The organism is Paenibacillus glucanolyticus NBRC 15330 (assembly GCF_004000885.1).
Classification (GTDB): domain Bacteria; phylum Bacillota; class Bacilli; order Paenibacillales; family Paenibacillaceae; genus Paenibacillus_AQ; species Paenibacillus_AQ glucanolyticus.
The window spans coordinates 312,878-338,296 of record NZ_BIMC01000002.1; the positions used below are offsets into that span (position 1 = coordinate 312,878).

Consider the following 25,419-nt stretch of genomic DNA (forward strand, 5'->3'; position numbering starts at 1 on the left):
TTATCTGTACCCAACAGTACGGGGAAGGAGGCAGGGCTTCTACATGAAGAACAAAGTTTATATTACCGATCTGGACGGAACGCTGCTGCGATCGGATCAGAGACTCTCGTCCTACACAACGGAGGTTATCTCCAGTGCGCTGGAGCAGGATATGGTCGTTACGTTTGCGACAGCTCGCGGATATATTAGCGCTTTAAGCGTTGTCTCGGACATCACTTGGAGATACCCCTCGATTCTGTATAACGGTGCATTGATATACGACGGCTTGACCCGTTCCGTTATAGATGGATACTGGCTGGAGCGGGATATCTCGAATGAGATTATCGACGTTGGGAGGAAGTATGGCATTACTCCTTACTATTTTTCATTGGATGTGGACCATCAGGAGGGCTTCTGCATGAGTCGCTGCAAAGAGAGGGAGAGAAGGCTTTTTTCCATAGTCGTCCCCATGATCCGAGGTTCATGGAAGTGAAGTTCTTGATTTGCCCCTCGGATTACCGCACATTAGCTCTTACATACATCGGATTACATGAGGAATTGGAGCCGATCAGGCACGAGGTCACGGAATTATTCGGGGATGTGATTCACGCGCATATGATGCCCGATTACTATATCCCGAACCATTATTTTCTGGAATTCAGCCATGCCAAAGCGAACAAAAGAGACGGGCTTCAATTATGGTCCTCCCATATGGGCATCGATCTGGAGAACACGGTGGTGTTCGGCGACCACATCAATGATGTAGGGCTGTTCGAAGCCGGAGGCACCCGGATTGCGGTGCGGAATGCGCATGAGAGCATTCAGCGGCTGGCCGACCATATCATCGACTCGAATGAGCTTGATGGCGTGGCGCGTTATATCCAGCAGCAGATGGAGATGTCGATTACAGAGACCATTCTCTAAAGAACACATGCAACCATCGGATAATGGGTCAGATACAGATGGCCGAAGTATTCAGAACAGGGTTAGAATATGAACTTTCTGGGGGCGAATAATGAGAATGAATCTAGCAGAAGAAATCTATTGATCTGGAGGTGGGCTTATGAAAAAGATTGAAGATGTTTTTGATCCATTCCCTATTCTGGAGACGGCAAGAACCTTGTTAAGACCCATCACCCAAAGGGACCTGATGGATATTTACAGATACTGCTCCGTGCCTGAGGTATCCAGACATACCTTATGGAATACGCATCAATCGACAGATGACACTCAGCGGTTCTTGGAGTTTGTGCAGCAGCGATATACCTTGCAGAAGGTCGGGCCGTGGGGGATTGAGCACAAGGGGACCGGCGTTATCATCGGAACCTGCAGTTTCATTGAATGGGATAATGATCATCGCAAGGCGGAGCTCGGTTATGTATTGTCCAATCAATTCTGGAACCAGGGAATCATGACGGAAGTGATCGAGCGGGTCATTACATTCGGGTTTGACCAATTGCAGCTGGTTCGTATTGAGGCCAAATGCCACCCGGATAATACAGGTTCCTATAGGGTGATGGAGAAGACCGGGATGAAGCTGGAAGGGAGGCTCCGCCATTATCTCAAGGTGAAGGGGCGCTATGAGGATATTCTGGTTTACTCCATTATTCGGTTATAAATGCTCCTTTATTTCAAAATTGACCTTGACCAGCTCGGCAAAAGCGGAAAAAGCCTTGTTCCTGAACCGGTCGTTCCGCCGAATCAGGCTTGTTGTGCTATGACGATAGGCCTCCGGTATGGAATAGCTGCCCATATTCGCACATTCTCCGCTCAGTACGGAGCTTGGCAGCAATGTAGCGGCAAGACCTGAACGCACGATACCGAGCTGAGTTTCGAGCGACGACACTTCGATCATCCTGGTAAGCGGAATGCCTTCACTTAACAGCCATTTTTCAAGGGTGCTTCGAAACGGACATCCGGGCGGGGCGACGGCCCATTTTGTTGTGGCAAGATCGGGAAATGGCTGCTCCTTCGATTTCGTTAACAGCTTGACCTCGTCCTGATCCACATATTCGGCAACGACTTTCGGCGGCAGACTTCCTGTTACAAAGGCCCCGTCCAGCTGGTAGTTCAGCACTTGAGAGATTAGCTCGGCTGAGCTTCCCGTCAATAACGAAAGCGAGACGTCCGGGTACATATTTTGATAGTCCGACAAGGATTGTATGAAGTACCCGCAATGAACCGTATCCACAACGCCAATGGTTAAGCAGCCGCTGGGATACGGTGTTTCCTGTACCGATCGAATGGCTTCCTCCGACAAATTGAGAATGGAGCACGCATAATCCCTGAGCGTGGCCCCCTTCTCGGTCAACGTCACGCCGTTGGAGTGCCGGTTGAACAAGGGGACACCCAGTTCATTCTCAAGCTTTTTGATCCGGGCCGTCACATTGGACTGCACATATCCGAGCTGCTCAGCAGCACGGGTGATGTTCCCCTCCTCGGCAATCCTTAGAAAAACCTTCAAATCCGTAAGCTCCATACAGCTGCCGCCTCTCCATCCTTCGGACATCACTAATAATGATGACAACATTATTAATTATCATTATACGGTATGTCGATTTTAGATTACAATCACAACTGCGAATCAATAAGGTTCACGATTATAAGAGCAGAAAGGAAGTGGTTGCAGGATGAAGAAGGAATGGTGGCTTTTATTGTTGGCGGGGGCGCTGGAAGTGGTATGGGTATCCGGCTTGAAGCATTCCGATGTCTGGTGGCAGTGGCTCATTACCATTGTCTCGATTTTATTCAGCTTTAAAGTTTTTTTGGATTCTGCGGCGAAGCTGCCCATTGGCACGGTGTACGTTATATTCACGGGTCTTGGGACAGCCGGAACGGTACTGGTGGAGATTCTGGTTTTTGGAGAGCAGGCAAACCCGGTCAAACTTCTGCTGATTGGCATGTTGGCTGCGGGTGTGCTCGGGCTTAAACTCGTTACGAAGGAAACGGATAGTCAGGCGAAGGAGAGTGGTTTGTGATGGAATGGATCGCTCTGATCGCCGCCGGGTTGTGCGAAGTGCTGGGTGTCATTGCATTGAGACGTGTGGCCTTGTTTCGCAGCTTCGGCTCCTATTTGTTTCTGACCTGTTCGCTTGGATCGAGTTTCTTGCTGCTGACGTATGCGATGAATTTTATTTCCATGGGAACCGCCTACGCCATCTGGACAGGAATGGGAACGGCGGGAAGCACACTGCTGGGGATGTTCGCGTTTGGAGAACCGAAGGAATGGCGGCGCGTATTCTTCATTAGTTTAATTCTGGCTTCAGTCATCGGTCTTAAGATGATAACGTGACGTTGCAATCGAACAGAAATTCGAAAGCTTGTGAAGGATATTGAGATTCGCATATAGAATTTACATAGAGTTTGGTGTTATGAAATCATTCCATCTGACGCCACGATGCATTTTTTATCATTGAAAGGACAGGTGTATCCTATGAAATTCAGCGAATATCGCTATGAACGTCCCGATGTAAAAGCTTTTGAGCAAAAGTTTAAAGAACAACTCAACGCCTTTACTTCAGCAAGCACGTATGAAGAGCAGGATCAGGCGATGACCCGCATCAATAAACTCCGCAGTGAGATGGATACACTCGGTCAGCTTGTGAGTATTCGTCACTCGATTGATACAAACGATGAGTTCTATAAGGCTGAACAGGATTTCTTTGACGAGAACGGACCGGTGATTCAGGAATACATAACGGATTATTACCGGGCCCTCGTGGATTCGAAATTCAGAACCGAGCTTGAGGATAAATGGGGCCGGCAGCTGTTCCAGCTTGCAGAGCTATCACTCAAAACCTTCAGTCCCGAGATTATTGAGGATTTGCAGCAGGAGAATAAACTGACCACCGAATACTCGAAGCTGATCGCTTCTGCCAAAATCCAATTTGAAGGCGAGGAGCGTACGCTACCGCAATTGACGCCTTTCCAGCAATCCAAGGACCGCGATATGCGCAAACGCGCCATGGAGGCTTCCAGCGGCTTTATGGCCGAGAATGAAGCAACTTTCGACCGCATTTATGATGATCTGGTAAAAGTGAGAACCAAGATGGCCAAGAAGCTGGGTTTCAACAATTATGTTGAGCTTGGTTATGCGCGCATGGCACGCACGGATTACAACGCAGAGATGGTTGCTAATTTCCGCAGCCAGGTGCTGGAGCATATCGTTCCGGTTGCATCCAAGCTGAAGGAACGTCAGCAGAATCGTATCGATGTGGACCAGTTGCTGTATTATGATGAGAACTTTGCATTCAAATCGGGGAACGCAACACCGAAGGGTGATCCAGACTGGATCGTGAGCAACGGAGCGAAGATGTATGAGGAGTTGTCACCGGAAACCCATGAGTTCTTCACCTTCATGCAGGAGAACGGCCTGATGGATCTGGTAGCCAAAAAAGGCAAGCAGGGCGGCGGTTACTGTACCTATATCAGCGAGTACGGCGCACCTTTTATTTTCTCCAACTTCAACGGTACGTCCGGTGATATTGATGTGTTGACACACGAAGCTGGTCATGCCTTCCAAGTATACGAGAGCAGAGGTTTCGAGGTTCCGGAGTATGGATTCCCAACGTATGAAGCATGCGAAATTCATTCCATGAGCATGGAGTTCTTCACATGGCCTTGGATGGACCGTTTCTTCGAAGATGAAGCGGACAAATACCGTTTCGACCATCTCGCAAGTGGGCTGATCTTCATTCCTTACGGAGTAACGGTTGATGAATTCCAGCATTTCGTTTATGAGAATCCGGATGCAACGCCGGCTGAGCGGAAACAGGCATGGCGTGAGATTGAGCGGAAGTATTTGCCGCACCGGAACTACGATGACAACACGTACCTGGAGCAAGGCGGTTTCTGGCATAAACAGGGTCATATTTTTAGTTCGCCGTTTTATTATATCGATTACACGCTGGCTCAAATCTGCGCTTTCCAATTCTGGAAGAAGATGCACGAAGATCGATCGGCCGCATGGGCAGATTATCTGCACCTCTGCCGTCAAGGCGGAAGCAAGTCCTTCGTCGAATTGGTGAAGGTAGCCGGCTTGATCTCGCCGTTCGAGGATGGCTGCGTCACTTCCGTCATTGGCAGCATTAATGCGTGGCTTGACAGCGTAGACGATGCAGCTCTTTAAATCGTAAATAAGCAGTGACAACGCATGCAGAGGGACACTATTGAGTTACAGCTCAGGTGCTCTTCCTGCATGTTTTTAAATGGAATGAAATTTTTGCGTCTGAACCGTTTCGCATTATCCATGCCTATGGAGCAGGAGGAAATAAACCATGATTACCTATAAACCCCTTAGCGAGCTTCCGATTCGGGATGCCTCGGAGCTGTGGAACCAATCGTTTGAAGGATACATCGTGAATGCCTCGATGCCGCTGGAGCGTTTCATTGCTCGAATCGGAAATGATGGCTTAAGTTTGGAGGAATCTCTCGCTTGTTATGTGAATGGGGCTGCGGCAGGCATCGTCATGAACAGCTTCCGGGAGTATGATGGCGTTAAGCTTGCACGTAACAGCGGTACCGCCATCGCTCCGGATTTTCGGGGCAAAGGGCTCGGCAAATCCATGATGGAGAAAAACTCGGAGCTTTACGAGAAGCAAGGCGTACATCGTGCCTATCTAGAGGCTATCAGCACGAATACAGCAGCAATCCGACTCTATCAAAGTGTCGGATATGTAATCATTGACCGGCTGCTTATCATGTCGAATGAGCAGTCGCTTGAGGAGCTTAATGTTCAGAATGCAGCTTCAACATATACTTTGGTCAGAGGCCAGGCCGCTGAGGTCGCCTCCGCCGCCTTCTATCTGCCCGGCGAAGTCTGGCAGACAGACGCCTCCAATATTAGGGATGGTGAGTGTGTTTTTGTATATAAGGAAGAAAAGCTCGCGGGTTACGGATTGTTTAAGCGAGTGTTTGACGCTGCCGGAAGTTTGACTGCAATCACACTATTTCGCTGTGAGGCAGCTCCCGGACATCCTGACGCAAAAGGGGTCCTTAAGAGGGCAGTGCTTGAGATCATGCAGCCTGGACATGCCTGCAAGCGATCTGCGTTCAATATCCGGGCCTCCCATAAGGAACTGGTGGAAGTTCTGACGGAGCTTGGATTTAACGCTGGAATGGAGCAAGTGCTCATGGTTCGCGAGTATAACGTGGAGTAAAGCAAGCATGAATTTTAGCATAGAGCGAAAGGGAACAGCGCATGAGAATAAATACGGATTTAAGCTCCTATCGGGCGTTATCGAATGATATCCATTGGGGTGTTGTGAAGGCCAGGTTTGATTTAGACGAAGATATTGATGAGTCGAAGGTGAGCAATGTCACGATTCTTCCGTTTACCGGAAATCGCTGCGTTGTCTTTCAAGTGGCGGATGGAAGCTGGGAGCTTCCAGGAGGTACGCTGGAGCCCGGGGAGCGATATTTGGACGCGCTGCGACGGGAGGTGAGGGAGGAGCTTGGTGCAGAACTGGAGTCGTACCGAGTCTTCGGCCAGTTTCGTTGTGAATCCAGTTGCAAGACCCCGTACCGTCCGCATATCCCTCACCCGCGCTTTGTCAGATTGGTTGGCTACGGGGATGTATGCATCGTCGGGGAACCGCTGAATCCTGAAGACGGCGAGCAGGTGATCGCTGTGGAGGCGGTCGAATTGGATGTGGCGGTTCAAAGATTTGAAGAAACGGGCAGGCAGGATATTGCGGACCTGTATAAGCTGGCTTATGCCATAAGACAACAAGACCTCTCGGGTAGATAAACCTATAATATCTTGAGCATGGGAATGGGAGGAACGAAGTAAGGCCATGTGTCGGATAACAATCAGGCATACCAGGATTATTGCAGAGTGAAGCCATGAATGAAGACGGGGTTTATGAGATTGATCCTAAAGGCCATGTTCTGGACAATAAAGAGGGGTAGACAATGGAGCACTTATTTCAAGAGCTGCTGCAGCATTATTTTAATGAGCCTGTGCATTCTATGGGCAATGTGCCATTTGGCATGACGAATGACTCCAGAATTGTTGTACTGAACCAAAGCAAATATGTTGCAAGAATATATAATCGTCATACTAAAAATGAAGAAAGATTACAGTTTGAGGTGGAATTAACAGCTTATTTGGAACATTGCTCTTTATCGTTTGGTGTTCCAGGGTTCCTCTCGAGCAAGGATGGCTCGAAGTATGTTATTCTGTCGGATGGTTCTTTAGGCTCCATAACCCGGTTTATTGAGGGTGAGGTTCCAGATTTATTAAGAAATTCGGATGTGCTTAGTTATGGACAGACGGTTGGAGAAATTTCGTATGCCCTTCAGCAATTCTCATCGGTACCCGTTGATTCGGTTCGTCCTACTATCGCATTTCATGACCCTTACAGCCTTCATCCGCTGTCGTATCAGAAGAGCATCCATGAATTTCTGTCCAGTCCTCCCTTTGCAATTGATGCCGATCAGATTGCTATTATCCAGGCGTATTACCAGAATATTTACAGGCACGCGCCTGAACTCAATCTTCTGCCTAAACAAATTGTCCACCATGATATTCTCATCTTTAATCTCTTGATCGAGCCTCAATTTAGGAAGATCAGCGGGGTATTGGATTTTGATTTTGCCGCTAACGATATTCGTATTTGGGAACTAACGATCTGTTTAAGTCATCTCCTTCAATTTGAAGACCAAACTTTTGAGAAGATAGAGCTGTTTTTGGATGAATATCGAAAATATATGACATTAACCCCTGCAGAGATTCAGTGGATTCCGTATGTTATGCAGATATATTACGTATCACTATTAAGCATCTATATTGGACAGCATTATGCCGGCCGGAGCATCGCCCCTTATTTTCGGTTGATGTTGAAGCAGCTTTTGAAGAGAAGAGAGTGGCTGGAATATAACCAGCATGCCTTTTCCGATTTGTTGCACTCGAAATTCTAATGTCCCAATCAACTTCTAGGATGTGAATGCTGTGAGATTACCTTATAAAATAGGATATGCCGTCACGATGGTATGGCTGGTTTGGATTGTGTACGGTTATATGAATTACGATAGTATAACTGACCGCGATCTGCTTCCCATAGTATTATGGAGTGCTGTGTTAGGCATCATCATCCTACCGATTTATTTTATCTCGGTGCTGCTGTACTATGTTTACAAGCGAGCACAGAAAAAGGAATAGAGAGGGGTGTTATGATGAGAGAACGATATGTATATCTGCTCGGAGGGAACTCCTTCCAAGCAGAGGCGAACAGACAGTTCATAGAGCAAGCGGGAGGTTCCGACGCCACGATTGCCTTATGTATCATGAACAGACCGGGCTGGGAGGAATATGTTCCACTGTTTCAACAGATGTGGAGGGAGTCGGGTGCTCACGATGTACAGGTGATCGTTCCTGATGCGGAAGGGCATTTGGATATGGAGCACGCGGAGCAGGTCCTTTCTCGCGCCACGGGAATTTTTATCGGTGGGGGAAATACGGAAAAATACCATCACTACTATGCGACAGGTGCCTTCAAAGACCTGTTGATCGACCGTTATGAAAACGGGGTTCCGATTGCAGGGAATTCGGCAGGCGCCTTAATTCTTCCCGAGATTTGCCTCATTTCCCCACTTGATAATGAGCAGAGCGTAATGCTGTTTAAACAGGGCGTAGGCCTGCTCTCCGATGTATTGATCAGCGTTCATTATACGGAGTGGGGCGATCAGACTAATCTGCTAGAGGGTATGAAGGCGAAAAAAGTACAGCGTGGTCTCGGCATTGATGAGCAAGCATGCGCGGTGTTCATTAACGAGCGGCTGGCATCCTCATTAGGCGAATCCGTCCATATGGTAACCATCCAGGATGTTGAGCAGGATGAATATATAGCGAAGGAAACATCGTGAATGATGATGTGTCAAGATATACGAAAATATGGACAGGGGGACTGGATGGAATGATCTATCATATTATTTCGATGGAAGCATGGACGGAAGCACAGCAGCAAGGAGTATACGAGCCGCACAGTTTACATACGGATCAATTTATTCATTGCTCAACAGAGGAGCAAGTCAGCGGAGTAGCCAACACGCTCTATAAGGGAACAGCGGATCTATTCGTTCTGGGCATTCAAGAAGATGATGTGGATGCTGAGATTGTATACGAGGACTTGTATGGATTGCATCAGTTGTTCCCGCATATCTATGGAAGGCTGAACCTGAACGCAGTTCATAAGATATATCGTTTGGAAGCTGACGAGAATGGGGTATTTGCGTTTCAAGCTTCTGCTGATTTCGAATATCAGGGATAAGGCAACTAGAAACCAGCTAACCCACTGTGACCAAGGAGGAATTCTATGATACTTGAAGTGGCGATACTGCAGGTGAGAACAGGGCTAACGGATGATTTTGAACGTAATTTCGAGTTGGCGTCAGGGATCATCTCTAAGATGAAGGGTTATCTCCATCATGACTTGAAACGGTGTTTGGAAGATGATCATAAGTATATTCTATTGGTAAAATGGGAGACGCTGGAGGACCATACGACAGGTTTCAGAGGATCAGCTGAATATCAGGAATGGAAAAATCTCCTGCATCACTTCTACGATCCGTTCCCTGTTGTTGAACATTATGTGGATCTTTAAAATCCTTATATAGTACATACCTGCTACATGATGAAGCGATCATTCATAAATTCCTTCACTTGTTTAGCTGTATTCGGTGCTTCTTGGAATATTCTCGGGACAAGTGATGCAGCGGCAGCGCTCTGTGTTTATATAGAGGGATAGTGAATGAGTTGGAGGAAATATAGATATGGTGAATTTTCAGGATATTGTACCTTTTATGGATCAGGTTCGGCAGATGCTGGAGAAGGAGCCTGCCCTGCCCTCGGAGCCATGGGATGAGAAGCTGACGGATGTAAGCGAAGTGCTGCAAAACAGCGGCATCATCGGCAAAAAGATAGAAGCGCCTAAAGCAGCCGTGCCTAGCGGTACATTGTCCTATGAAGAAGCGATGGATAAGCTGAATCAGGTCCGGGACACAACGAAGGAGATCATTGTGAGACTGGCCGAGCGGAATACCAATGACCTGCGTTACCCGCATCCCTTCGGTTTCGAGATGAACGCGAATCAGTGGGCCCATTTTATCGCAATCCATGAAACTCTTCACATCAGACAACTGGGACGGATTCGGGAAGCGAACAAGTAACCCATCGAGGCAGGTGTTTGAGATGAATTTGGAAGAGCTTATGGCGAAGCTTTATGGCCGCCGACCGTTAAGAATGAAACTCATGTCATTCGGTCACACCAACCAGGTGTACAGCGTGACTTTTCCACACGAACAAATTATGCTTAGAACCAATCACAAGCCCGGAATTCTGGAGTTTACAGCGAAGAATATGGAGATTCTCTCCTCTTTGGGCTTACCGGTACCGAAAGTCATTCATCATGATGTCTCTCTTGAGAAGGTGCCCTACGCCTATATGATACTGGAACGCTTTCCCGGTCAGGATCTGCGCTATGAGCTGGAGGGAATGACACATGAACAATTGGCCGTTCTCGCAGGCCAAATCATTTCATATGAGCGCAAGGTAGCCGAGCTTCCCAAGGGCAAGGGATTTGGATGGGTTCCCATCGGTGAGCAGGGTCCATTTTCATCATGGGCACAGATCATTGAGCGCAATCTTGAGAGTCATTTGGGGAATATAACCGATGAGGTGTCAGCAGAGGCCGTTAACCAACTCCAGGTAATAAAACAGCATTACGAGCCTTATCTCAACCAGGTGGAGCCGGTCTGTTTTCTGGATGATCTCACGATTAAGAACGTGATCGTACATGAGGGCAAGCTGCAGGGCATCGTGGATTTCGATTGGGTATGTTACGGAGATCCGCTGTACATGATTGCTCTCACGCAAACAGCGGTTGTCTCTGACATTGGAGATCAGGGTATGCCTTATGTGGAGGAGCTGTGCAGGCAGTGGGGAGCGGATCAGGAGTTGCGGGAGCTGATTGATTTCTATTCCGTCATACATGCCCTGCAATTTATCGGTTTCCATAAGAGGGAGAAGAATGATGTCTGTATGCAGCGAGTGTTGTCATTCATAATTGATAAAATAAACAGCCATACGAACAGAACCGCATGAGCGTGAAGAAGCCCATGCGGTTCTTGTATTCCCATCAGGAAGATGGAGTAAATCCAACTCGTGGTTTGTCTCTTTCCTTGGTATTCACCGATACGTAGCGGATGGCAGTTAACGGTACATACAGCATGTCATATTCATCCTTATATCGGATGAACTGTTCTCCCACCTCTTCAAGCGTGCCGCTCCGCACATAACTTCCATCCGTAAAATAAAGGGTCACTTGTTGATTCAGCAAACTTTTCAGCATACCTGATTTCACTCCTTGTGAATAGAATATATAACGGGTGCTTCGCAGAACCTGTTCATGCCTTTCGTTCCATCGTCACAGGTTGGTGACGATATCATCGATGATCCCGTAATCCTTCGCTTCTTGTGCGGACATAAAGTAATCCCGCTCCATATCCATTTCGACACGCTCCACGGACTGACCTGTTCGCTCCGATATAATATGTGCCAGCTTCTCGCGGGTTTTTATGATGCGTTTGGCTGTAATGGCAATATCGGTTGCCTGCCCTTGCACGCCACCATGCGGCTGATGGATCATAATCTCGCTGTTAGGCAGTGCGAGTCGCTTGCCTGTGGCTCCAGCCAGCAGAAGGATTGCACCGTAAGAAGCGGCAAATCCCGTACAGATGGTGCTCACTTGAGGTTTAATAATCTGCATGGTATCGTAGATGCCAAAGCCCGCGGACACGGAGCCGCCTGGACTGTTGATATACATATGGATATCCTTCTCCGGATCTTCAGCTGCCAGGAACAGCAATTGTGCAATAATGCTGTTAGCGATTGCATCATCAATGGCTGCACCGACAAACACAATCCGATCCTTCAGCAATCTGGAATAAATATCGTAGGATCGTTCGCCCCGATTGGTCTGCTCAACAACATAAGGAACAATATTCATGGTTTCCATCCTCCATATTCGTTAGGTTTTCTTGATTCAGCAAGTAAACGAAGAGGCAGCTGCAAAAGATACGGAGGAAGCAAGAAATAAATGATGGATATGAGAGTAACGAAAGGCAGACCTCATTCGTTTACATATAAGATATCTTACCGAGAGAAGGAAGGGAGTTGGCTTCTGATGACGATCTATCGACCGAGTGTCACCTCGCCGGGGGATCAGGACTTGGCGGAGCTGAACGCGATGCTGCACAGGTACTGTCTGTCTCTCACAAACTCCTCATGGGATACGGATGATCTGGTGCAGGACACATGGATCAAAGCACTCGAGCATTTGAAGCAGCGGAACCATGTCAATCCTGAGGCCCTGCTGCTCCGGATTGCCAAGAATACATGGATTGACCGGATACGCCGGGATCTGACCTACAGACGAATTCTTGATGAGAAGCTGGAGCATATCTTACCGAGAGAAGAACCATCGAATGAGGACAGCAAACTGAACATCGAGTTCGCTTTTCAATGGCTGATGGAGCATTTGTCCCCACTGCAGCGAACGGTGGTGGTGCTTCGTGATGTGTATGAATATTCCGTTTCGGAAACGGCAAACATGCTGCAAACGACGGATGGGGCAGTGAAAGCGGCTCTTCATCGTGCACATAAAGTGCTGCAATCCTTGGACATAGAAGAAGAGGAACACGGATTAACCATGCCGGAAGAGGAAGAGACCAGCTTGAATCTACAGGCATTGGCCGAGGCATATCAATCAGGTGATATTGAAGCTGTTGTAAGACTGATCCAGTGGAATAACAGTGAAGTTTCGGCCATTGGCAGCATGGAGCCGTTGCAGGTTCAGGGGGGCCAATCATCGAGCGCGGGTTATATGCTGTATAGCGGATATCAGCCAGAGATGAGAATGGCCGCGTAAAGCGGAAGTTTTTTCTTGCGAGATCAGGAGGTAAGCCTCTAAAGTTTATACTTTCTTATCTCTTCAAAAAGACCAAAGCAGAAGATGCTATGGTCTTTTTCTATATTGTGAATGTTCTGGAAACCTTTTCTTTGGAAAAGAGAGCGAGAATCAAACACGCAGCGGTTGGTTGATACACGAAGTCGAAGGCTTTTGTAGCATAATAGAACAAGGTTTTTTAGATTAAAACTATTGACAGCGCTTTCAGTTTATTCTTATAATTAAACAAAACCATATTAAGGAATGATGTTCCGTATTAAGGAACGAGATAAAAAGGGGGCCATGAATTGATTCAGTCAGTAACTAGGGCGCTGGATATACTGGAGTTTCTGAAATTGAATCCCGGAGGTTTAGGTGTTACAGAAATCGCCCAAAAGCTGGACGTAGCAAAGAGTACGGCACATCGGTTGTTAGCTTCGCTTGAAGAGCAGGATTATGTTCAGAAGACGGGAAAGGATAGCATCTACAGCCTGGGATTGAAGTTTATTGAAATGGCTGAGGTCGTTACCGAGAATCTAAAGATTGTGGATATCGCCAGACCATTGATCGAAAAATTAAGTAGAGATACGGGCGAAATCGTGCACCTTGTCATGCTTGACGGGAATGAAGTGTTATACATCGATAAGGTTGAAAACGCTTCAACTATCCGGATTTACTCACAAATTGGTCGCAGAGGCCCATTGTATTGCACAGGGGTTGGTAAAGCGATTTTGGCTTATTTACCGGAGGATGAGGTGGACCAGCTTCTTGCAGGAGTTACGATGCAGCCATTTACCGAGTATACCTTGACCACACCGGAAGAGCTAAAGCAAGAGTTCCAAACCATTCGGGCTAACGCATTTGCGTACGATAATGAAGAGCATGAGAGAGGGATACGCTGTGTTGCGGCACCTATCTTCGACCACACGCAAAAATCTCGTTATGCCATCAGCATTACGGGTCCCATCACCAGAATGTCGGATGATATTCTACGTGAATACATTCCGTGGACTAAAGAAACAGCCCTGGCGATTTCGAGAAAAATGGGTTTCAATCCACCTAAATCATAAAAACAATAAAAGGGGAGTTCTTATGAAAAAGTACAAATTTAGTTTGATTTTACTGACGATGTTCGTTGTTTTAACCGCATGCGGCGGGAATGATTCAGCAAAGTCTGGCTCGAGTGATACCGGCAAGGGCAGTAACTTTCCGAGTAAACCTGTAGAACTCATTGTACCTTATGCCGCAGGAGGAGGAACGGATACCGTGGCTCGTTCCTTTGCAGATATGGCTAAGAATGACCTGGGTCAGTCCATTGCCGTTGTGAATATGGAAGGTGGCGGTGGAGCGGTTGGTATGCAGAACGGTGCCAAGGCAAAAGCAGATGGCTATAAGGTATCCATGGTAACCGTCGAATTGCTTACATTACCGCACTCCGGTTTGGCTCAATTTTCTCATACGGATTTCAAACCGATTGCGCTATTAAATGAAGATTCAGGCGCTATCACAGTAAAAGCAGATGCACCATGGAATACGTTAGAAGAATTTATCGCAGCTACAAAAGAAAAAAAATTAAAGGTCGGGAACTCGGGAACGGGTGCGATCTGGCATTTGGCCGCCGCTGCTTTTGAGAAAGAAACGGGTGCCCAATTTAATCACATCCCATTTGAAGGAGCTGCTCCTGCAGTAACGGCCCTGCTGGGAGGACATGTGGATGCAGTTTCTGTAAGCCCTGCAGAAGTTGTTACACAAGTACAAGCAGGTGAGCTTAAAGTATTGGGTGTGATGGCTGAAGAACGTGTCGAGTCTCTCCCAGATGTACCTACACTAAAAGAAAGCGGAATTGATCTTTCGATCGGCACATGGCGTGGACTGGCTGTTCCTAAGGATACGCCGGACGATGTTGTGAAAATTCTTGAGGAGTCATTCGGCAAGACAGCTCAAAGCGACGAATTTAAAGAGCAGATCAAAAAGATGAACCTGGGTTACCGTTACGACAATGGAGAAGGATTCACGAAACTGCTGGAAGAACAAGATCAGTTATTTGCAAATTTGATTCCGTCTTTGAAATTGAATTAACCTTCAACAAATGAATTGGATAGAAGAGGCTAGTGATGACTAGCCCCTTCTATCACAAGAGGAGGTGCAGCCATGACCATGGCCAACCGAGTGATTGGATTTGGATTATTGATCTTGTCTGTGTATGCATGGTTAATTGCAAATGCGTTTCCATCTTCCAACGGTCTGGGACCTGGACCCGACTATTTTCCCAAAATAGCTGCCAGCGCATTAGGTGTATTATCAATTCTGCTCATAGGCCGGAAAGAGAAACAAGACGGAGCGGTTTATGCTGTTTCAGGGAAGCCTGCGGTTTTATTGTTTGTAACCGGAATCATCGTCATGATGGTTTACGTCCTGTTCGTGCAGTGGTTGGGGTTCACGGTTTCATCAGCTTTAGTCACATTGGCTTGGATGATATTGATGGGCATCCGGAAGTGGACAACATTGATTGTGGCGTCCGTTCTGATCAGCGCCGGAATTAGCTACGTGTTTGAATTCTTGCTGAGCGTTCCGATTCCGCACGGTATTTTGTATTAAAGGAGGGCTTGGTGTATGGATTTACTGCTTCAAGGATTGGGGAATGTCTTTCAGCCGGAAGTGATTCTCCTATTAATCGGTGGAGTTATTATCGGAATCATCATCGGCGCCCTTCCAGGACTTACGGCCACAATGGGGGTTGCGTTGTTTCTTCCGGTCACATTTGGGATGGATGCTGTAACCGGGGTTCTACTGTTGATCGGAGTATACTTCGGCTCCATTTATGGGGGCTCCATTGCAGCTATTCTATTGAATACACCTGGCACGCCGGCGTCAGCCGCGACCGCGCTTGATGGACATGCCATGACGAAACAAGGTAAAGCAGGTAAGGCTCTGGGGTATGCAGCCATTGCTTCAGGTGTGGGTGGGTTAATTAGTGTTCTCATGCTGATTCTGATAGCTCCTCAACTTGCCGGCGTAGCATTAAATTTCAGTGCTCCTGAAATGTTTGGGCTTGCCTTGTTTGGACTCAGCATTATTTCCAGTGTATCGGGAGGCTCTGTTCTAAAAGGGTTGATCGCAGGGGTGTTTGGTATCCTGATTTCTACGATTGGGATGGATCCGATGACGAGTTATCCTCGTTTCACGTACGACCAGCTTTCTCTGTTAAACGGATTCTCCTTTATTCCCGTTATGATTGGACTTTTTGCCGTTTCCGAAGCTTTGGTCATTATGGAAGGTGAGATTGGCGGGGGAGACAAGATCAAGAAGATTATTGCCAATTATGTCCTTCCTAAATGGAATGAATTGAAAAGGCTTTGGTTCTCGATGATTCGATCCGGGTTTATTGGAACAATAATCGGGATTATACCTGGCGCAGGAGCCGATATCGCTGCATTTGTTTCTTATAATGAAGGAAAGCGTTTTTTGAAAAAAGAAGAGAAAGAAACTTATGGTAAGGGAAATCCTAAAGGGATTGTCTCAGCTGAGGCCGCTAACAATGGTGTTACGGGTGGTGCCATGATTCCTTTATTGACACTGGGAATTCCGGGGGATGCGGTTGCGGCAATTCTGCTTGGAGCACTTGTAGTTCAAGGTATCCAGCCAGGGCCACAGTTATTTGCCACCAGTGGTGAGTTGGTGTATACGTTATTTGCCGGAATGATTATTGCGAATATTCTTATGGTGATATTTGGGATTAGCGGTATCCGGTTATTTGTCAAAATTCTATTGGTTCCGAAGAAAATGCTTGCACCTTTAATTTTGATTCTTTCCACAATAGGCGCTTATGCGATCAGTAACAATATTTTTGACGTGTTTACGATGCTTGTTGCCGGTATTATCGGATATTTTATGAAAAAGTACGGCTTTCCTGCATCGCCAATCGTGTTGGCCTTGATTCTGGGGCCTATGGCGGAAAGCGAATTCAGACGTTCGCTTGTTATGTCAGAAGGCAGTTACAGTATCTTTCTTGAAAGACCCATTGCACTCGGATTTATTATTATTGCCGTCTTGTCGCTCATTCTGCCTCTCGTATGGGGCAAGCTGAAGAAAAATAAAAAGGTGAACGCAGCATAAGAAAACCTTTAACGAGGCCATTCAAGGATGAGCGACCGCGATTCAATGGTAGGTTTTCTTGCGATTATAGAATTGTTCAGTGTAGCAAGAAAGCTTATAAATTCTATAATCTAAAAAAAAAAAAATGATCACCTGGAGTGGAGGTCTATATTGTGTATCCTGAACTTGTAACCATTGGTGAAACCATGGTCGTATTTGAGGCAGCCGTCGATGGCCCTTTAAGATATGCTTCCCAGTTTAACAAGCGCCATGGAGGAGCTGAGTCCAACGTAGCGATTGGAGTAGCCAGATTAGGGAGATCTGCCGGATGGATAAGTCAGGTAGGGGATGACGAGCTTGGAAAATATCTGGTATCTTCGATACGCGGTGAAGGCGTGGATACCTCATGCGTTCGATATGATCCTCACTATCCAACCGGACTTTACATCAAAGAAAAGATTCGTGAAGGCTCCACGCAGGTCTATTATTATCGCAGCGGATCTGCTGCCAGCCGCATGAAGAAAGAGGATATCGATTGGAATTACGTAAGGCAGGCAAAAATGATCCACCTGACGGGGATCACTCCATTTCTGAGCGAAAGCTGTCTGGATATCGTTTTTGAAGCGATTCGTATGGCTAAAGAGAACGGAATCCAACTCTCATTCGATCCGAATCTTCGCTTTAAATTAATGAAGCATGTACCGAATGCGAAGGAAATCGTGCTGGATATTGCCAGACAGGCTGATATTTTCATGCCGGGTGTAGATGAAGCGGAGTTTTTAATTGGAACAAGTGATTATAAGCAAATCGCCGACTATTTTTTACAAGCAGGAGTGTCCAAGATGGTCATCAAGAATGGAAGCTCCGGCACTTATTACGAATCAGTGGATGAGGGAGCGGGATTCTGCCCGAGCCACAAGGTAGAACGGGTGACGGACCCGGTCGGTGCAGGTGACGGTTTTGCTGCGGGCTTGTTGGTCGGCCTGCTTGAGCAGAAGCCTCTTAAGGAAGCGGTTGAGCTTGGGGCCATTATTGGCGCCATGGTAGTAACGGTAAAAGGTGATGTGGAAGGGCTTCCGGACCGTGCCTCTATTGAAAGCTTCAGCATGAATCAGCGTGATATTTTGAGATAGGGAGTGACAGGATGGGACAGGATCAACTCAAGAAGCTTTTACATTCCGGCATAATTGCGGTTGTACGGCGTGTGGACGAGGATAAAGTAATGCATGTTATTTCCTCGCTTGTAGAAGGCGGGGTTACCGGAATTGAAATGACGATGGACTCTCCAAATGTTTTGCAAGTTATACGAGATGCCAAGAAGAAATATGGGGATCAGGCTGTAATAGGAGCCGGAACCGTATTGGACGCAGAAGCAGCGGGATCGGCGATTCAGGCCGGAGCCGAATTCATTTTTGCTCCAACCTTAAACGAAGGGACCATCAAGGCAGCCAAGCGCTACGGTAAAATTGCGATTCCGGGCGTCTTTACTCCAACGGAGATGCTGCAAGCACAAGAGTGGGGTGCAGATGTTGTCAAAATATTCCCTGCTTCCGTACTAGGTCCTAAATTTATTAAAGATGTTAGCGGACCGTTAGGCCATATTAAAATGATGCCGACAGGCGGGGTCGATCTGGATAATATTGAGGATTACATCCGGGCCGGCGCCGTTGCAGCCGGTATCGGCGGATCACTGATGAAACCGGCACTCATCGAAAATGAGTCTTGGGATGAATTAACTGCGCTTGCACGGCAATTCACATCCAGTGTGACAAGAGCGAGAATGCAAATGATTAGGTAGTGGCTATCATGAAATCATATGAACGAGCAGATGTGCGAAGCTGCTCGTTTTTTTTGGTGCTTGATTTCCCATTTCGTGTGGATTCTTGCTGGAAGATATAGAATGAAGAATTTCAATGAACAGCTTCCGGTTGTATACTATAACCACGTAGAACCGTAGGAATGAGGAATGAGGGATGAGGTTGCAGACCGAAGTGAAGTTGTACACCATGTGCATGATACAAGACGGAAGCAGAATCCTGCTGATGAATAGACCAGATGCCAAGGGATTTCCCGGTTATATTGCGCCCGGCGGCAAAGTGGATTTTCCGGAAAGCATTGTGAACGGAGCGATTCGGGAGGTTCGGGAAGAAACCGGTTTGATTGTGAAGGACATCATCTATAAGGGCCTCGAGGAATCGTGTGAACCCAATACAGGTCTGCGGTACATGGTGTTTAATTATTTAGCCACTTCCTTTGAAGGTTGCTGGAGAATCCTCCCGAAGGGGAGCTGGTATGGGTGGACCTCGAAGAGGCATTGAAATTGCCCATGCAGGATTGGTTTAAGCGTCGGTTTCCCTTGTTTTTTGAAGAAGGCACATTTGAATTAAGCGAGATATGGGATGAGAAGACGGGGATTGTTCTGGAAGAGACGGTTAAGCAGTATCCGGCCAGATTGCCTCAATTGGCAGGTTTCGCAGATTAGCGAAGGACAAACAAAGCCGGCCTTAGGCCGTATCATGCTTACTGGTTTAATCGGCATATTGAGACTGAGTACGAGAAGATACGTAACCGCTTCATCTACTGGATGGATATTATAGAATCTTCTATCTGAAATGGGGTCGCATAACCATGAACCTGCAAGTCATTAACCATCTGTGTTTCTCCGTATCCGATCTGGATCGCTCGATTGCTTTTTACAGGGATGTGTTTCAAGCCAAACTTCTGGTTAAGGGAAGGAAGCTTGCCTATTTCGATCTGAACGGACTGTGGATTGCTTTAAATGAAGAAGATGTCGACAGAAGCACCGCGAATAGAACGTATACCCATATTGCTTTTTCGATGGAAGAACATGATTATGAACCGACACTTCTCCGGCTTGAGGCGCTCCAGGTGGAGATTCTGCGGGGTAGGTCAAGGGATGAGAAGGACAAGAAGTCGATTTATTTTCTGGATCCGGATGGTCATATGTTTGAGTTCCATACAGGCGGTTTGCAAGACAGACTGGATTATTACAGGGCGGATAAGGATCACATGACCTTTTACGAAACCGAATAAACGCGAAGGAAGAATCCAATTGCGGATGAAGGAGATGAGCCGGTGAATCTTGCGAACAAAATAACGATAGCCAGGATATTGTTGATTCCGTTATTTATTCTTTTTTTTGCGGAGTACCCACTATGGTTGACAGAGAACCATCGTTTTTTCGGATTTATACAAGAGGATGGACGTTACATAGCATTAGCTGTATTTATTCTTGCTTCGGCTACAGACAAGCTGGATGGTTACATCGCCAGGAAATACAATCAAATCACGAATTTGGGGAAGCTGCTGGACCCGCTCGCAGATAAGCTGCTCATATCGGTTGCCTTAATCATGATGGTTCAATCCGGTATGGTTGCGACGTGGATAGCCGTTGTCATCATCGCGCGGGAATTTGTTATTACGGGGCTCAGGATGGTAGCTTCGGAGCAGGGCATTGCCTTATCGGCTGACAAGCTTGGTAAATTAAAAATGGTGCTTCAGGTTGTTGCCATCGCAGCTGTATTGCTCGATAACTATCCGTTCCAATTCGTAACCCTGATCCAGGTTGATGAATGGTTAATGCTTGCTGCTGCTGGCTTGACGATCTATTCCGGCATCCATTATTTGCTGAACAATTACAGACTCATCAAATTGAACTGAATCTTAGACACTGGTATATATCCTACTTTGTGCCCAATTTATTTCTGGAAGGTAACGATTTAAACCGGGACTGTCGATATAACAGATAGATTGGTAAAAATACCTGCGAGACAGAAGGTACAAAGGAGAGAAATAAATGAGCTTAAACAGAAAGACAACGAAGATCTTTCTAGTCGTTGTGATGATGTTGGCGATGGTTTTTCCAACCAGCGTATTCGCCGCCTCCGGGGACGTAACGTCGATTGAATTTGATACGAACGAGAGCAAGATTTACTTAACCGTTAATGAAACAACGGAGCAACTTCGAGTATTGGCCAACATTGAAGGTTCAACTACGAAGAAGGATGTAACCAATGAATCGACATGGACTTCGTCCAACACAAGGATCGTAAAGGTTGATGGTGGACTCATTCTTCCACTGGAGAAAGGTACGGCAAGAATTACGGCAAAATATAAAGGCGCTATCAAGACGATAGATGTTGACGTCAAATTTGCCATTGATGATCTGAAGCTGGATCAGCCGGACAAAGTAGAGCATAAGCTTGGAACGGAAGGTTTAACCGTTAAAGCGTTGGCTGACGGAACGAACGATGTAACCACGGAAGCAAAGTGGACGACATCCGATGATAGTGTAGTAAAAGTAAGCAAAGGCGAGCTGACGCTTGTAGGTCTGGGCAGCGTAACCATTACTGCGGAATACAAAGGGCTTAAAGCATCGTATTCGATCAAGGTTGTTGCACCTTACCAAAAGCTTGCTATCGTACCAGGTGAGGATCAGGAGCTGTTAGTTGGCGATGCACCTGTAGAACTTAAAGTTTTCGCTAAACAATCGGAGACCGATGCCGGTACGGATGTAACGGACAAGGTAGAACTGAAATCCTCCAACACTTCTGTAGCTACAATAGAAGATGGCAAGCTTAAACCCGTAGCGTTGGGTAAATCTACAATCAGTGTAGGCTACCTGGGCTCAACAGCTAAACTGGATGTGTATGTGCGCAATCCATACGAGGCTTTGATCCTAGATCAAACGGATTTTGTGAAGAACCCGGTCCTGTTTATGAATGATTCCATTACGGTTAAGGCAAAGGTTAGAAACGCTGCCTCGCAATCCGTTGATGTCACGGGTGAATGGACATCTTCGAATCCGCTTGCCGTATCCGTTAACGGAGGCGTAATTACAGCCAGATCTTCAGGAACCTCCACCATTAAGGTAAGTCATCTTGGAATCAGTAAAGAATTTACGGTGAAAGTGTATCCAACGGTTACGAAGTTTGAAGTAGCCGATTCGAAGGTAGAAGTGCTGAAAGACGAATCCAAATCCTTCCCTAAGGTGACAGGAACGCTTCTGGACGATGAGGAACAGGATTTCAGCAGCGCAGTAACCTGGACCTCCAGCGATGAGAAGGTCGTAACCACCGAAGATGGCAAAATCAAAGCCATCGAAGCCGGTACAGCAACAATCACCGGTAAGATTGGGTCCAGAGAAGTAGCATCAGTGCCTGTTACCGTTAATGAGAAAGTGCTGGTTCTGCTGTCTGATGTAGAAGAATATCAACTGGTTATGGGTAGAAGCAATACACTTCCGAAGGTCAATGCTGTGCTTGAGGATGGCGAAGAGAAGGATGTGACGTCCTTGGTTGAATGGTCACTGACTGGCTCCGCAGCTGTCATCAAGGATGGTACGCTTAAGGGACTTACCAAAGGTTCGACAACGCTGAAGGGAACGTATCTGAATAAAGAGGTAAAAATTCCAGTCATCGTTGAACAGGAAGTTGTAAAAATCGTGGTGGAGCCTGAGAATATCGAGCTTAATATCAAGAAATCCAAATCGATTAAAGTCACAGGTTACTACAGCAATGGTAAGGCGGTTTCCCTATCATCCAAGATGAATTGGAGTACTTCGGACACCGCTCTTGTGACGGTATCGAAAACTTCCGTTAAAGCCGTTGCCGAAGGCACAGCTACAATTACGGGCTCCTACCAGGGCAAAGAAGTTAAGGTGAAAGTCAACGTTGTGCCGAAGTTGACCAAATTGACCGCAAGTGACAAGAGGCTGGATCTGAAGCCGGGAGATGTCAAAACCGTTACGGTGACAGCAGAATTTGATACTGGAGCCAAGACAAGTGTGGGTGACAGCGCGGTTTGGACGACCAGTAAATCTAGCGTTGCCAAAGTGACAAACGGACGGATTGAAGCGGTCTCCAAAGGAACTGCGCGGATTAAAGGGCAGTACAATTCCAAATCCGTAACCATTACCGTGTCTGTTAAATAGAGAGATTGATAGCAGCAGCCCGGCTCTACCCAGAGCCGGGCTCTTGTTTGTCCAAAAGAGAATCAATTGTTTTTTGAGTTGATTGGAATCAGAGGTTTCACACAGTAAAGCGTTATTTGTTTACAAACCAGACGAGCAGATGTCCGTTGTATACTTCGAATGATTTCACTTGAAACGCTGTGTTCTCTGCTAGGACATACATTTCATCGATCGTATAATATTTAATCTCCGCATCTATGAATCCGTCACCAGGCTGATAGTACGGCATATCCAGAAGATCCGGATCGTACTGATTGGGAGCAAAGTGACGTTTCCACGGCGTAGAGATGAGCAGGCTTCCGCCGGGAGTGAGTCTGTCCTTTATTTTACGCAGGACTGGAAGGGGATTGTAATTCATATGTTCAAGAATCTCGGTGAACAGAATAACATCGAATTGTTCTTTTCCCGGGATCTCCTCAGCTTCAATATTGCATAGATTCCATCGTACACCATAATCCTGTTCCAACTCTTCGGACCAGTAATCCGGAATCATATCCAGACCGTATGCCTTGGCTCCCGACAGGACGCTGTACATCAAGAGTGTACCGTAAGCTGCGCCAATGTCCAGTACCTTGGTACCTCGTGCCACTAACAATGAATCCAGTATCGCAAGCAGAGGGAACCAGTAGGTGGATTCTTCTTCCTTGTAGGCGGATAGATAGTGGCTTTTCTCCCGTTTGGCATGATAGGAGGAGATAATGGTCTGAGCACGGGAAAGTTTATCCTCTGGCGATAATTGGGTTTCAGGCGAAGGGTGTAATGAAGACATGGCTTTACCTGGCACGGTTCCCACCACTCCAACGCTTACGAGGAGGTACCCCGGCACATTGCACTTTTCTTCCTTCGTCAAGCCATGATACCACTTCGTGAGCCAATGCTTAACGGTCTGAGAATCCTGGATGAAATCAAGAAAATCCAGACTGTTTAAAAAGCCGATGCTACTCTCTTCAATCAGCGCTATTCCGCTCCTCTCAAATGAATCCTTCAGTGAGAAGATAGGATACTCTGTTCCATACATCCAGGTGCCGAGCTGCTCTGCGGCTTCTTTACCGGCGCGGTAGGGCAAGCATTCTGCAAATGGAGTAATGACAAGAACGGTCCCTCCCGGCTTGGTGACCCGTATCATCTCCCGTAGAATCGTTACTTGCTCATCTTCATCAAAATGTTCAAGCACGCCAGCGTTCCAGGTCAGATCAAATTGGTGGTCGGGAAGCTGCATTTCTCTAATATCGGAGAGGATGAAGGTGCCCGGTACTTTGGCTCTATAGAAGGCGCTGTGGCTGTTATAAAGTGCATTCTTCGAATAATCGACCAGGGTAACCTCTGCTTCCTCAGCGGCCAGACGAAGCGAGATTTTCCCAGAGCCGGAGCCAGCCTCTACCATGCGTTTTCCTTGAACGCCTCCGGAAATGTCGATAATCTTGTCGTATATCGTTTGGCTTAATGAATCCCAGTGGTATGACACTTCACGAGACCATAACTGATCCCAAACCAGCTTCTGTGGCTCATCCCTTAACATGTTATTCACTCCCCCCTTTTACGGTTAGGTGTATATTTATGAAACAGTTGGAGGAAGCCTTGCGAGTCCCTGTGGATTTCAGCCAATTCCCGTAACCCATATGCTCCATACTGATGAAACAAGCCTTCTTCGTTGATGGAGAAATCAATATGTTTGTCCTGAAGTGACATGCGCTGTGCCATCGTTGCATGGTATACCCACGATTCCAAGCAGCATTTGGGCCTCCACTCCGAACGAATGCCCATATAATAGCGCATCCCCAGAAGCAGACTGTCATCCTCGTATCCCTGCTTTCCGGGTAGAAAACGGGTATCATAACCGCCGATTCGGCGCAGGATCTCCGCATTATGAACGACCGGATGCACGAATCCATATGCCGTCCCTTCTCTTGAGAGCTGCTGGAGCGCAGTCATCAGGTGTTCCGGTGTCTCTGGTAGTTGAATGAACTCCTTCAGCGGCTGCAGTTCTCCGCTTGATGTCACGATACCGGGAGAAACCATGGGCTCTCCCGTATATGCCAGGTAACGGAGAAGCGGTTCGTACCAGCCGGTAGGGAGAATCATATCAACATGAATCTCGGAGATGTACTCCGTTTCAGGAAAGTGCTCCCATATGAACTCAAAACATGCTTGTCTAGCGGCTGCGATCCCTATATTGACTCCCTCTCCCTGAATGACGCACGATATGCCTTGAGTTAGCAGCCAGTCCTGAAGCTCTTCGTTGGTAAGACACCCTTGGTTGAACAATACCGTATTATGGTCTTTGGAGTTTTGCAGACTGCTTAATGCCAAGCCAGCCATATGCAAATCTTCCTCCCGTGAATCTTCCCGAATGAATAATGGCAGTGTATGAATTATTCTCATTACCTTCGCTTCCTCACATTAGTTAGT

The 25,419-nt window shown here is 46.9% G+C and carries 30 protein-coding genes and 1 pseudogene; 26 read left to right on the forward strand and 5 right to left on the reverse strand.

Annotated features, from left to right (window positions below; translation table 11 throughout):
* Positions 1-43 precede the first annotated feature (43 nt).
* The 3 genes from PGL02S_RS28685 (at position 44) to PGL02S_RS05175 (ending at position 1,597) form a co-directional block, all read left to right on the forward strand.
* Positions 44-472, forward strand: coding sequence for an HAD family hydrolase (locus PGL02S_RS28685; RefSeq protein ID WP_244892293.1), 429 nt, complete (start codon positions 44-46; stop codon positions 470-472).
* Positions 469-903: an HAD family hydrolase gene (locus PGL02S_RS28690; protein WP_254055895.1), complete on the forward strand. Its 435-nt coding sequence runs from the start codon at positions 469-471 to the stop codon at positions 901-903. Before PGL02S_RS28685 ends, PGL02S_RS28690 begins: the two co-directional genes overlap by 4 nt.
* Positions 904-1,042: 139 nt before the next feature.
* Positions 1,043-1,597 (forward strand): GNAT family N-acetyltransferase, encoded by a 555-nt coding sequence (locus PGL02S_RS05175; protein WP_006211532.1) that lies wholly within the window; start codon positions 1,043-1,045, stop codon positions 1,595-1,597.
* On the opposite strand, the gene PGL02S_RS05180 is transcribed toward PGL02S_RS05175, so the two are convergent.
* Positions 1,592-2,458 carry a LysR family transcriptional regulator gene (locus tag PGL02S_RS05180; RefSeq protein ID WP_036641801.1) on the reverse strand — a complete coding sequence of 289 codons (867 nt, stop codon included), beginning with the start codon at positions 2,456-2,458 and terminating at the stop codon, positions 1,592-1,594. The genes PGL02S_RS05175 and PGL02S_RS05180 overlap by 6 nt on opposite strands.
* Positions 2,459-2,609: 151 nt before the next feature.
* Between PGL02S_RS05180 and PGL02S_RS05185 the strand changes: the two genes are divergently transcribed.
* The 12 genes from PGL02S_RS05185 to PGL02S_RS05240 all read left to right on the forward strand — a co-directional run bounded on the left by PGL02S_RS05185 (position 2,610) and on the right by PGL02S_RS05240 (position 11,080).
* On the forward strand, positions 2,610-2,957 hold the full coding sequence (locus tag PGL02S_RS05185) for a DMT family transporter (protein ID WP_006211530.1): 348 nt from the start codon (positions 2,610-2,612) through the stop codon (positions 2,955-2,957).
* A complete protein-coding gene (locus PGL02S_RS05190) occupies positions 2,957-3,271 on the forward strand; it encodes a DMT family transporter (protein ID WP_036641804.1) in 315 nt (104 codons plus the stop codon). The genes PGL02S_RS05185 and PGL02S_RS05190 overlap by 1 nt, the downstream gene beginning before the upstream one ends.
* A 141-nt stretch (positions 3,272-3,412) precedes the next feature.
* Positions 3,413-5,107 (forward strand): M3 family oligoendopeptidase, encoded by a 1,695-nt coding sequence (locus PGL02S_RS05195; protein ID WP_006211528.1) that lies wholly within the window; start codon positions 3,413-3,415, stop codon positions 5,105-5,107.
* Between the two features lie 148 nt (positions 5,108-5,255).
* The gene (locus PGL02S_RS05200) at positions 5,256-6,137 is read left to right on the forward strand and encodes a GNAT family N-acetyltransferase (RefSeq protein WP_036641806.1); all 882 of its coding nucleotides are present in this window, start codon (positions 5,256-5,258) and stop codon (positions 6,135-6,137) included.
* Between the two features lie 41 nt (positions 6,138-6,178).
* Positions 6,179-6,727 (forward strand): NUDIX hydrolase, encoded by a 549-nt coding sequence (locus PGL02S_RS05205; protein ID WP_036641809.1) that lies wholly within the window; start codon positions 6,179-6,181, stop codon positions 6,725-6,727.
* Positions 6,728-6,891: 164 nt separating this feature from the next.
* Positions 6,892-7,899: a phosphotransferase enzyme family protein gene (locus PGL02S_RS05210; protein WP_036641810.1), complete on the forward strand. Its 1,008-nt coding sequence runs from the start codon at positions 6,892-6,894 to the stop codon at positions 7,897-7,899.
* 31 nt (positions 7,900-7,930) lie between these two features.
* The gene (locus PGL02S_RS05215; protein WP_234973042.1) at positions 7,931-8,140 is read left to right on the forward strand and encodes a hypothetical protein; all 210 of its coding nucleotides are present in this window, start codon (positions 7,931-7,933) and stop codon (positions 8,138-8,140) included.
* 14 nt (positions 8,141-8,154) lie between these two features.
* Positions 8,155-8,844, forward strand: a complete 690-nt coding sequence (locus PGL02S_RS05220; RefSeq protein WP_036641815.1) for a cyanophycinase — start codon at positions 8,155-8,157, stop codon at positions 8,842-8,844.
* 50 nt (positions 8,845-8,894) lie between these two features.
* Positions 8,895-9,248: a DUF952 domain-containing protein gene (locus tag PGL02S_RS05225; protein ID WP_036641816.1), complete on the forward strand. Its 354-nt coding sequence runs from the start codon at positions 8,895-8,897 to the stop codon at positions 9,246-9,248.
* Between the two features lie 45 nt (positions 9,249-9,293).
* Positions 9,294-9,581: an antibiotic biosynthesis monooxygenase family protein gene (locus PGL02S_RS05230; protein WP_036641820.1), complete on the forward strand. Its 288-nt coding sequence runs from the start codon at positions 9,294-9,296 to the stop codon at positions 9,579-9,581.
* Positions 9,582-9,750: 169 nt separating this feature from the next.
* Positions 9,751-10,146, forward strand: coding sequence for a DinB family protein (locus PGL02S_RS05235; protein WP_036641821.1), 396 nt, complete (start codon positions 9,751-9,753; stop codon positions 10,144-10,146).
* On the forward strand, positions 10,094-11,080 hold the full coding sequence (locus PGL02S_RS05240) for a phosphotransferase family protein (RefSeq protein WP_244892291.1): 987 nt from the start codon (positions 10,094-10,096) through the stop codon (positions 11,078-11,080). Before PGL02S_RS05235 ends, PGL02S_RS05240 begins: the two co-directional genes overlap by 53 nt.
* A 34-nt stretch (positions 11,081-11,114) precedes the next feature.
* On the opposite strand, the gene PGL02S_RS05245 is transcribed toward PGL02S_RS05240, so the two are convergent.
* Entirely contained in the window at positions 11,115-11,327 is a 213-nt protein-coding gene (locus PGL02S_RS05245) for a hypothetical protein (protein ID WP_006211519.1), read from the reverse strand.
* 75 nt (positions 11,328-11,402) lie between these two features.
* Positions 11,403-11,984: an ATP-dependent Clp endopeptidase proteolytic subunit ClpP gene (clpP, locus tag PGL02S_RS05250; protein WP_006211518.1), complete on the reverse strand. Its 582-nt coding sequence runs from the start codon at positions 11,982-11,984 to the stop codon at positions 11,403-11,405.
* Between the two features lie 177 nt (positions 11,985-12,161).
* On the opposite strand from clpP, the gene PGL02S_RS05255 reads away from it, so the two are divergent.
* The 11 genes and pseudogenes from PGL02S_RS05255 (at position 12,162) to PGL02S_RS05305 (ending at position 22,971) form a co-directional block, all read left to right on the forward strand.
* The gene (locus PGL02S_RS05255) at positions 12,162-12,905 is read left to right on the forward strand and encodes an RNA polymerase sigma factor (RefSeq protein ID WP_036641845.1); all 744 of its coding nucleotides are present in this window, start codon (positions 12,162-12,164) and stop codon (positions 12,903-12,905) included.
* A 326-nt stretch (positions 12,906-13,231) separates the two neighbouring features.
* Positions 13,232-13,993 carry an IclR family transcriptional regulator gene (locus PGL02S_RS05260; protein ID WP_036641824.1) on the forward strand — a complete coding sequence of 254 codons (762 nt, stop codon included), beginning with the start codon at positions 13,232-13,234 and terminating at the stop codon, positions 13,991-13,993.
* Positions 13,994-14,015: 22 nt separating this feature from the next.
* Positions 14,016-15,002 carry a tripartite tricarboxylate transporter substrate binding protein gene (locus PGL02S_RS05265; RefSeq protein WP_036641827.1) on the forward strand — a complete coding sequence of 329 codons (987 nt, stop codon included), beginning with the start codon at positions 14,016-14,018 and terminating at the stop codon, positions 15,000-15,002.
* 72 nt (positions 15,003-15,074) lie between these two features.
* Complete coding sequence (locus tag PGL02S_RS05270) at positions 15,075-15,521, forward strand: tripartite tricarboxylate transporter TctB family protein (protein WP_036641829.1); 447 nt, start codon at positions 15,075-15,077, stop codon at positions 15,519-15,521.
* A 15-nt stretch (positions 15,522-15,536) separates the two neighbouring features.
* Positions 15,537-17,039: a tripartite tricarboxylate transporter permease gene (locus tag PGL02S_RS05275; RefSeq protein ID WP_036641832.1), complete on the forward strand. Its 1,503-nt coding sequence runs from the start codon at positions 15,537-15,539 to the stop codon at positions 17,037-17,039.
* Positions 17,040-17,191: 152 nt separating this feature from the next.
* Entirely contained in the window at positions 17,192-18,151 is a 960-nt protein-coding gene (locus PGL02S_RS05280; protein ID WP_244892290.1) for a sugar kinase, read from the forward strand.
* A gap of 11 nt (positions 18,152-18,162) precedes the next feature.
* A complete protein-coding gene (locus PGL02S_RS05285; protein WP_036641853.1) occupies positions 18,163-18,816 on the forward strand; it encodes a bifunctional 4-hydroxy-2-oxoglutarate aldolase/2-dehydro-3-deoxy-phosphogluconate aldolase in 654 nt (217 codons plus the stop codon).
* Between the two features lie 175 nt (positions 18,817-18,991).
* Positions 18,992-19,500, forward strand: a pseudogene (locus PGL02S_RS05290) (NUDIX domain-containing protein).
* 146 nt (positions 19,501-19,646) lie between these two features.
* A complete protein-coding gene (fosB, locus tag PGL02S_RS05295) occupies positions 19,647-20,072 on the forward strand; it encodes a metallothiol transferase FosB (protein ID WP_036641854.1) in 426 nt (141 codons plus the stop codon).
* A gap of 42 nt (positions 20,073-20,114) precedes the next feature.
* Positions 20,115-20,699: a CDP-diacylglycerol--glycerol-3-phosphate 3-phosphatidyltransferase gene (gene pgsA, locus PGL02S_RS05300; protein ID WP_036641855.1), complete on the forward strand. Its 585-nt coding sequence runs from the start codon at positions 20,115-20,117 to the stop codon at positions 20,697-20,699.
* Between the two features lie 136 nt (positions 20,700-20,835).
* Positions 20,836-22,971, forward strand: a complete 2,136-nt coding sequence (locus PGL02S_RS05305) for a hypothetical protein (RefSeq protein ID WP_036641857.1) — start codon at positions 20,836-20,838, stop codon at positions 22,969-22,971.
* A gap of 112 nt (positions 22,972-23,083) precedes the next feature.
* On the opposite strand, the gene PGL02S_RS05310 is transcribed toward PGL02S_RS05305, so the two are convergent.
* Positions 23,084-24,529 carry a methyltransferase domain-containing protein gene (locus tag PGL02S_RS05310; RefSeq protein WP_036641860.1) on the reverse strand — a complete coding sequence of 482 codons (1,446 nt, stop codon included), beginning with the start codon at positions 24,527-24,529 and terminating at the stop codon, positions 23,084-23,086.
* 5 nt (positions 24,530-24,534) lie between these two features.
* Positions 24,535-25,392, reverse strand: coding sequence for a hypothetical protein (locus tag PGL02S_RS05315; protein ID WP_036641861.1), 858 nt, complete (start codon positions 25,390-25,392; stop codon positions 24,535-24,537).
* Positions 25,393-25,419 lie beyond the last annotated feature (27 nt).

What these genes read in the sequence shown, in the direction of transcription:
- PGL02S_RS05180 (WP_036641801.1), bottom strand. Translation starts at nt 2,458, where the DNA reads ATGGAGCTTACGGATTTGAAGGTTTTTCTAAGGATTGCCGAGGAGGGG.
- PGL02S_RS05230 (WP_036641820.1), top strand. Translation starts at nt 9,294, where the DNA reads ATGATACTTGAAGTGGCGATACTGCAGGTGAGAACAGGGCTAACGGAT.
- PGL02S_RS05305 (WP_036641857.1), top strand. Translation starts at nt 20,836, where the DNA reads ATGAGCTTAAACAGAAAGACAACGAAGATCTTTCTAGTCGTTGTGATG.
- PGL02S_RS05195 (WP_006211528.1), top strand. Translation starts at nt 3,413, where the DNA reads ATGAAATTCAGCGAATATCGCTATGAACGTCCCGATGTAAAAGCTTTT.
- fosB (WP_036641854.1), top strand. Translation starts at nt 19,647, where the DNA reads ATGAACCTGCAAGTCATTAACCATCTGTGTTTCTCCGTATCCGATCTG.
- PGL02S_RS05190 (WP_036641804.1), top strand. Translation starts at nt 2,957, where the DNA reads ATGGAATGGATCGCTCTGATCGCCGCCGGGTTGTGCGAAGTGCTGGGT.
- clpP (WP_006211518.1), bottom strand. Translation starts at nt 11,984, where the DNA reads ATGAATATTGTTCCTTATGTTGTTGAGCAGACCAATCGGGGCGAACGA.
- PGL02S_RS05245 (WP_006211519.1), bottom strand. Translation starts at nt 11,327, where the DNA reads ATGCTGAAAAGTTTGCTGAATCAACAAGTGACCCTTTATTTTACGGAT.
- PGL02S_RS05175 (WP_006211532.1), top strand. Translation starts at nt 1,043, where the DNA reads ATGAAAAAGATTGAAGATGTTTTTGATCCATTCCCTATTCTGGAGACG.
- PGL02S_RS05235 (WP_036641821.1), top strand. Translation starts at nt 9,751, where the DNA reads ATGGTGAATTTTCAGGATATTGTACCTTTTATGGATCAGGTTCGGCAG.
- PGL02S_RS05255 (WP_036641845.1), top strand. Translation starts at nt 12,162, where the DNA reads ATGACGATCTATCGACCGAGTGTCACCTCGCCGGGGGATCAGGACTTG.
- PGL02S_RS05220 (WP_036641815.1), top strand. Translation starts at nt 8,155, where the DNA reads ATGAGAGAACGATATGTATATCTGCTCGGAGGGAACTCCTTCCAAGCA.
- PGL02S_RS05265 (WP_036641827.1), top strand. Translation starts at nt 14,016, where the DNA reads ATGAAAAAGTACAAATTTAGTTTGATTTTACTGACGATGTTCGTTGTT.
- PGL02S_RS05310 (WP_036641860.1), bottom strand. Translation starts at nt 24,529, where the DNA reads ATGTTAAGGGATGAGCCACAGAAGCTGGTTTGGGATCAGTTATGGTCT.
- PGL02S_RS05240 (WP_244892291.1), top strand. Translation starts at nt 10,094, where the DNA reads ATGAAACTCTTCACATCAGACAACTGGGACGGATTCGGGAAGCGAACA.
- PGL02S_RS05205 (WP_036641809.1), top strand. Translation starts at nt 6,179, where the DNA reads ATGAGAATAAATACGGATTTAAGCTCCTATCGGGCGTTATCGAATGAT.
- PGL02S_RS05185 (WP_006211530.1), top strand. Translation starts at nt 2,610, where the DNA reads ATGAAGAAGGAATGGTGGCTTTTATTGTTGGCGGGGGCGCTGGAAGTG.
- PGL02S_RS05200 (WP_036641806.1), top strand. Translation starts at nt 5,256, where the DNA reads ATGATTACCTATAAACCCCTTAGCGAGCTTCCGATTCGGGATGCCTCG.
- PGL02S_RS28685 (WP_244892293.1), top strand. Translation starts at nt 44, where the DNA reads ATGAAGAACAAAGTTTATATTACCGATCTGGACGGAACGCTGCTGCGA.
- PGL02S_RS05225 (WP_036641816.1), top strand. Translation starts at nt 8,895, where the DNA reads ATGATCTATCATATTATTTCGATGGAAGCATGGACGGAAGCACAGCAG.
- PGL02S_RS05275 (WP_036641832.1), top strand. Translation starts at nt 15,537, where the DNA reads ATGGATTTACTGCTTCAAGGATTGGGGAATGTCTTTCAGCCGGAAGTG.
- PGL02S_RS05270 (WP_036641829.1), top strand. Translation starts at nt 15,075, where the DNA reads ATGACCATGGCCAACCGAGTGATTGGATTTGGATTATTGATCTTGTCT.
- PGL02S_RS05315 (WP_036641861.1), bottom strand. Translation starts at nt 25,392, where the DNA reads ATGAGAATAATTCATACACTGCCATTATTCATTCGGGAAGATTCACGG.
- PGL02S_RS05210 (WP_036641810.1), top strand. Translation starts at nt 6,892, where the DNA reads ATGGAGCACTTATTTCAAGAGCTGCTGCAGCATTATTTTAATGAGCCT.
- PGL02S_RS05285 (WP_036641853.1), top strand. Translation starts at nt 18,163, where the DNA reads ATGGGACAGGATCAACTCAAGAAGCTTTTACATTCCGGCATAATTGCG.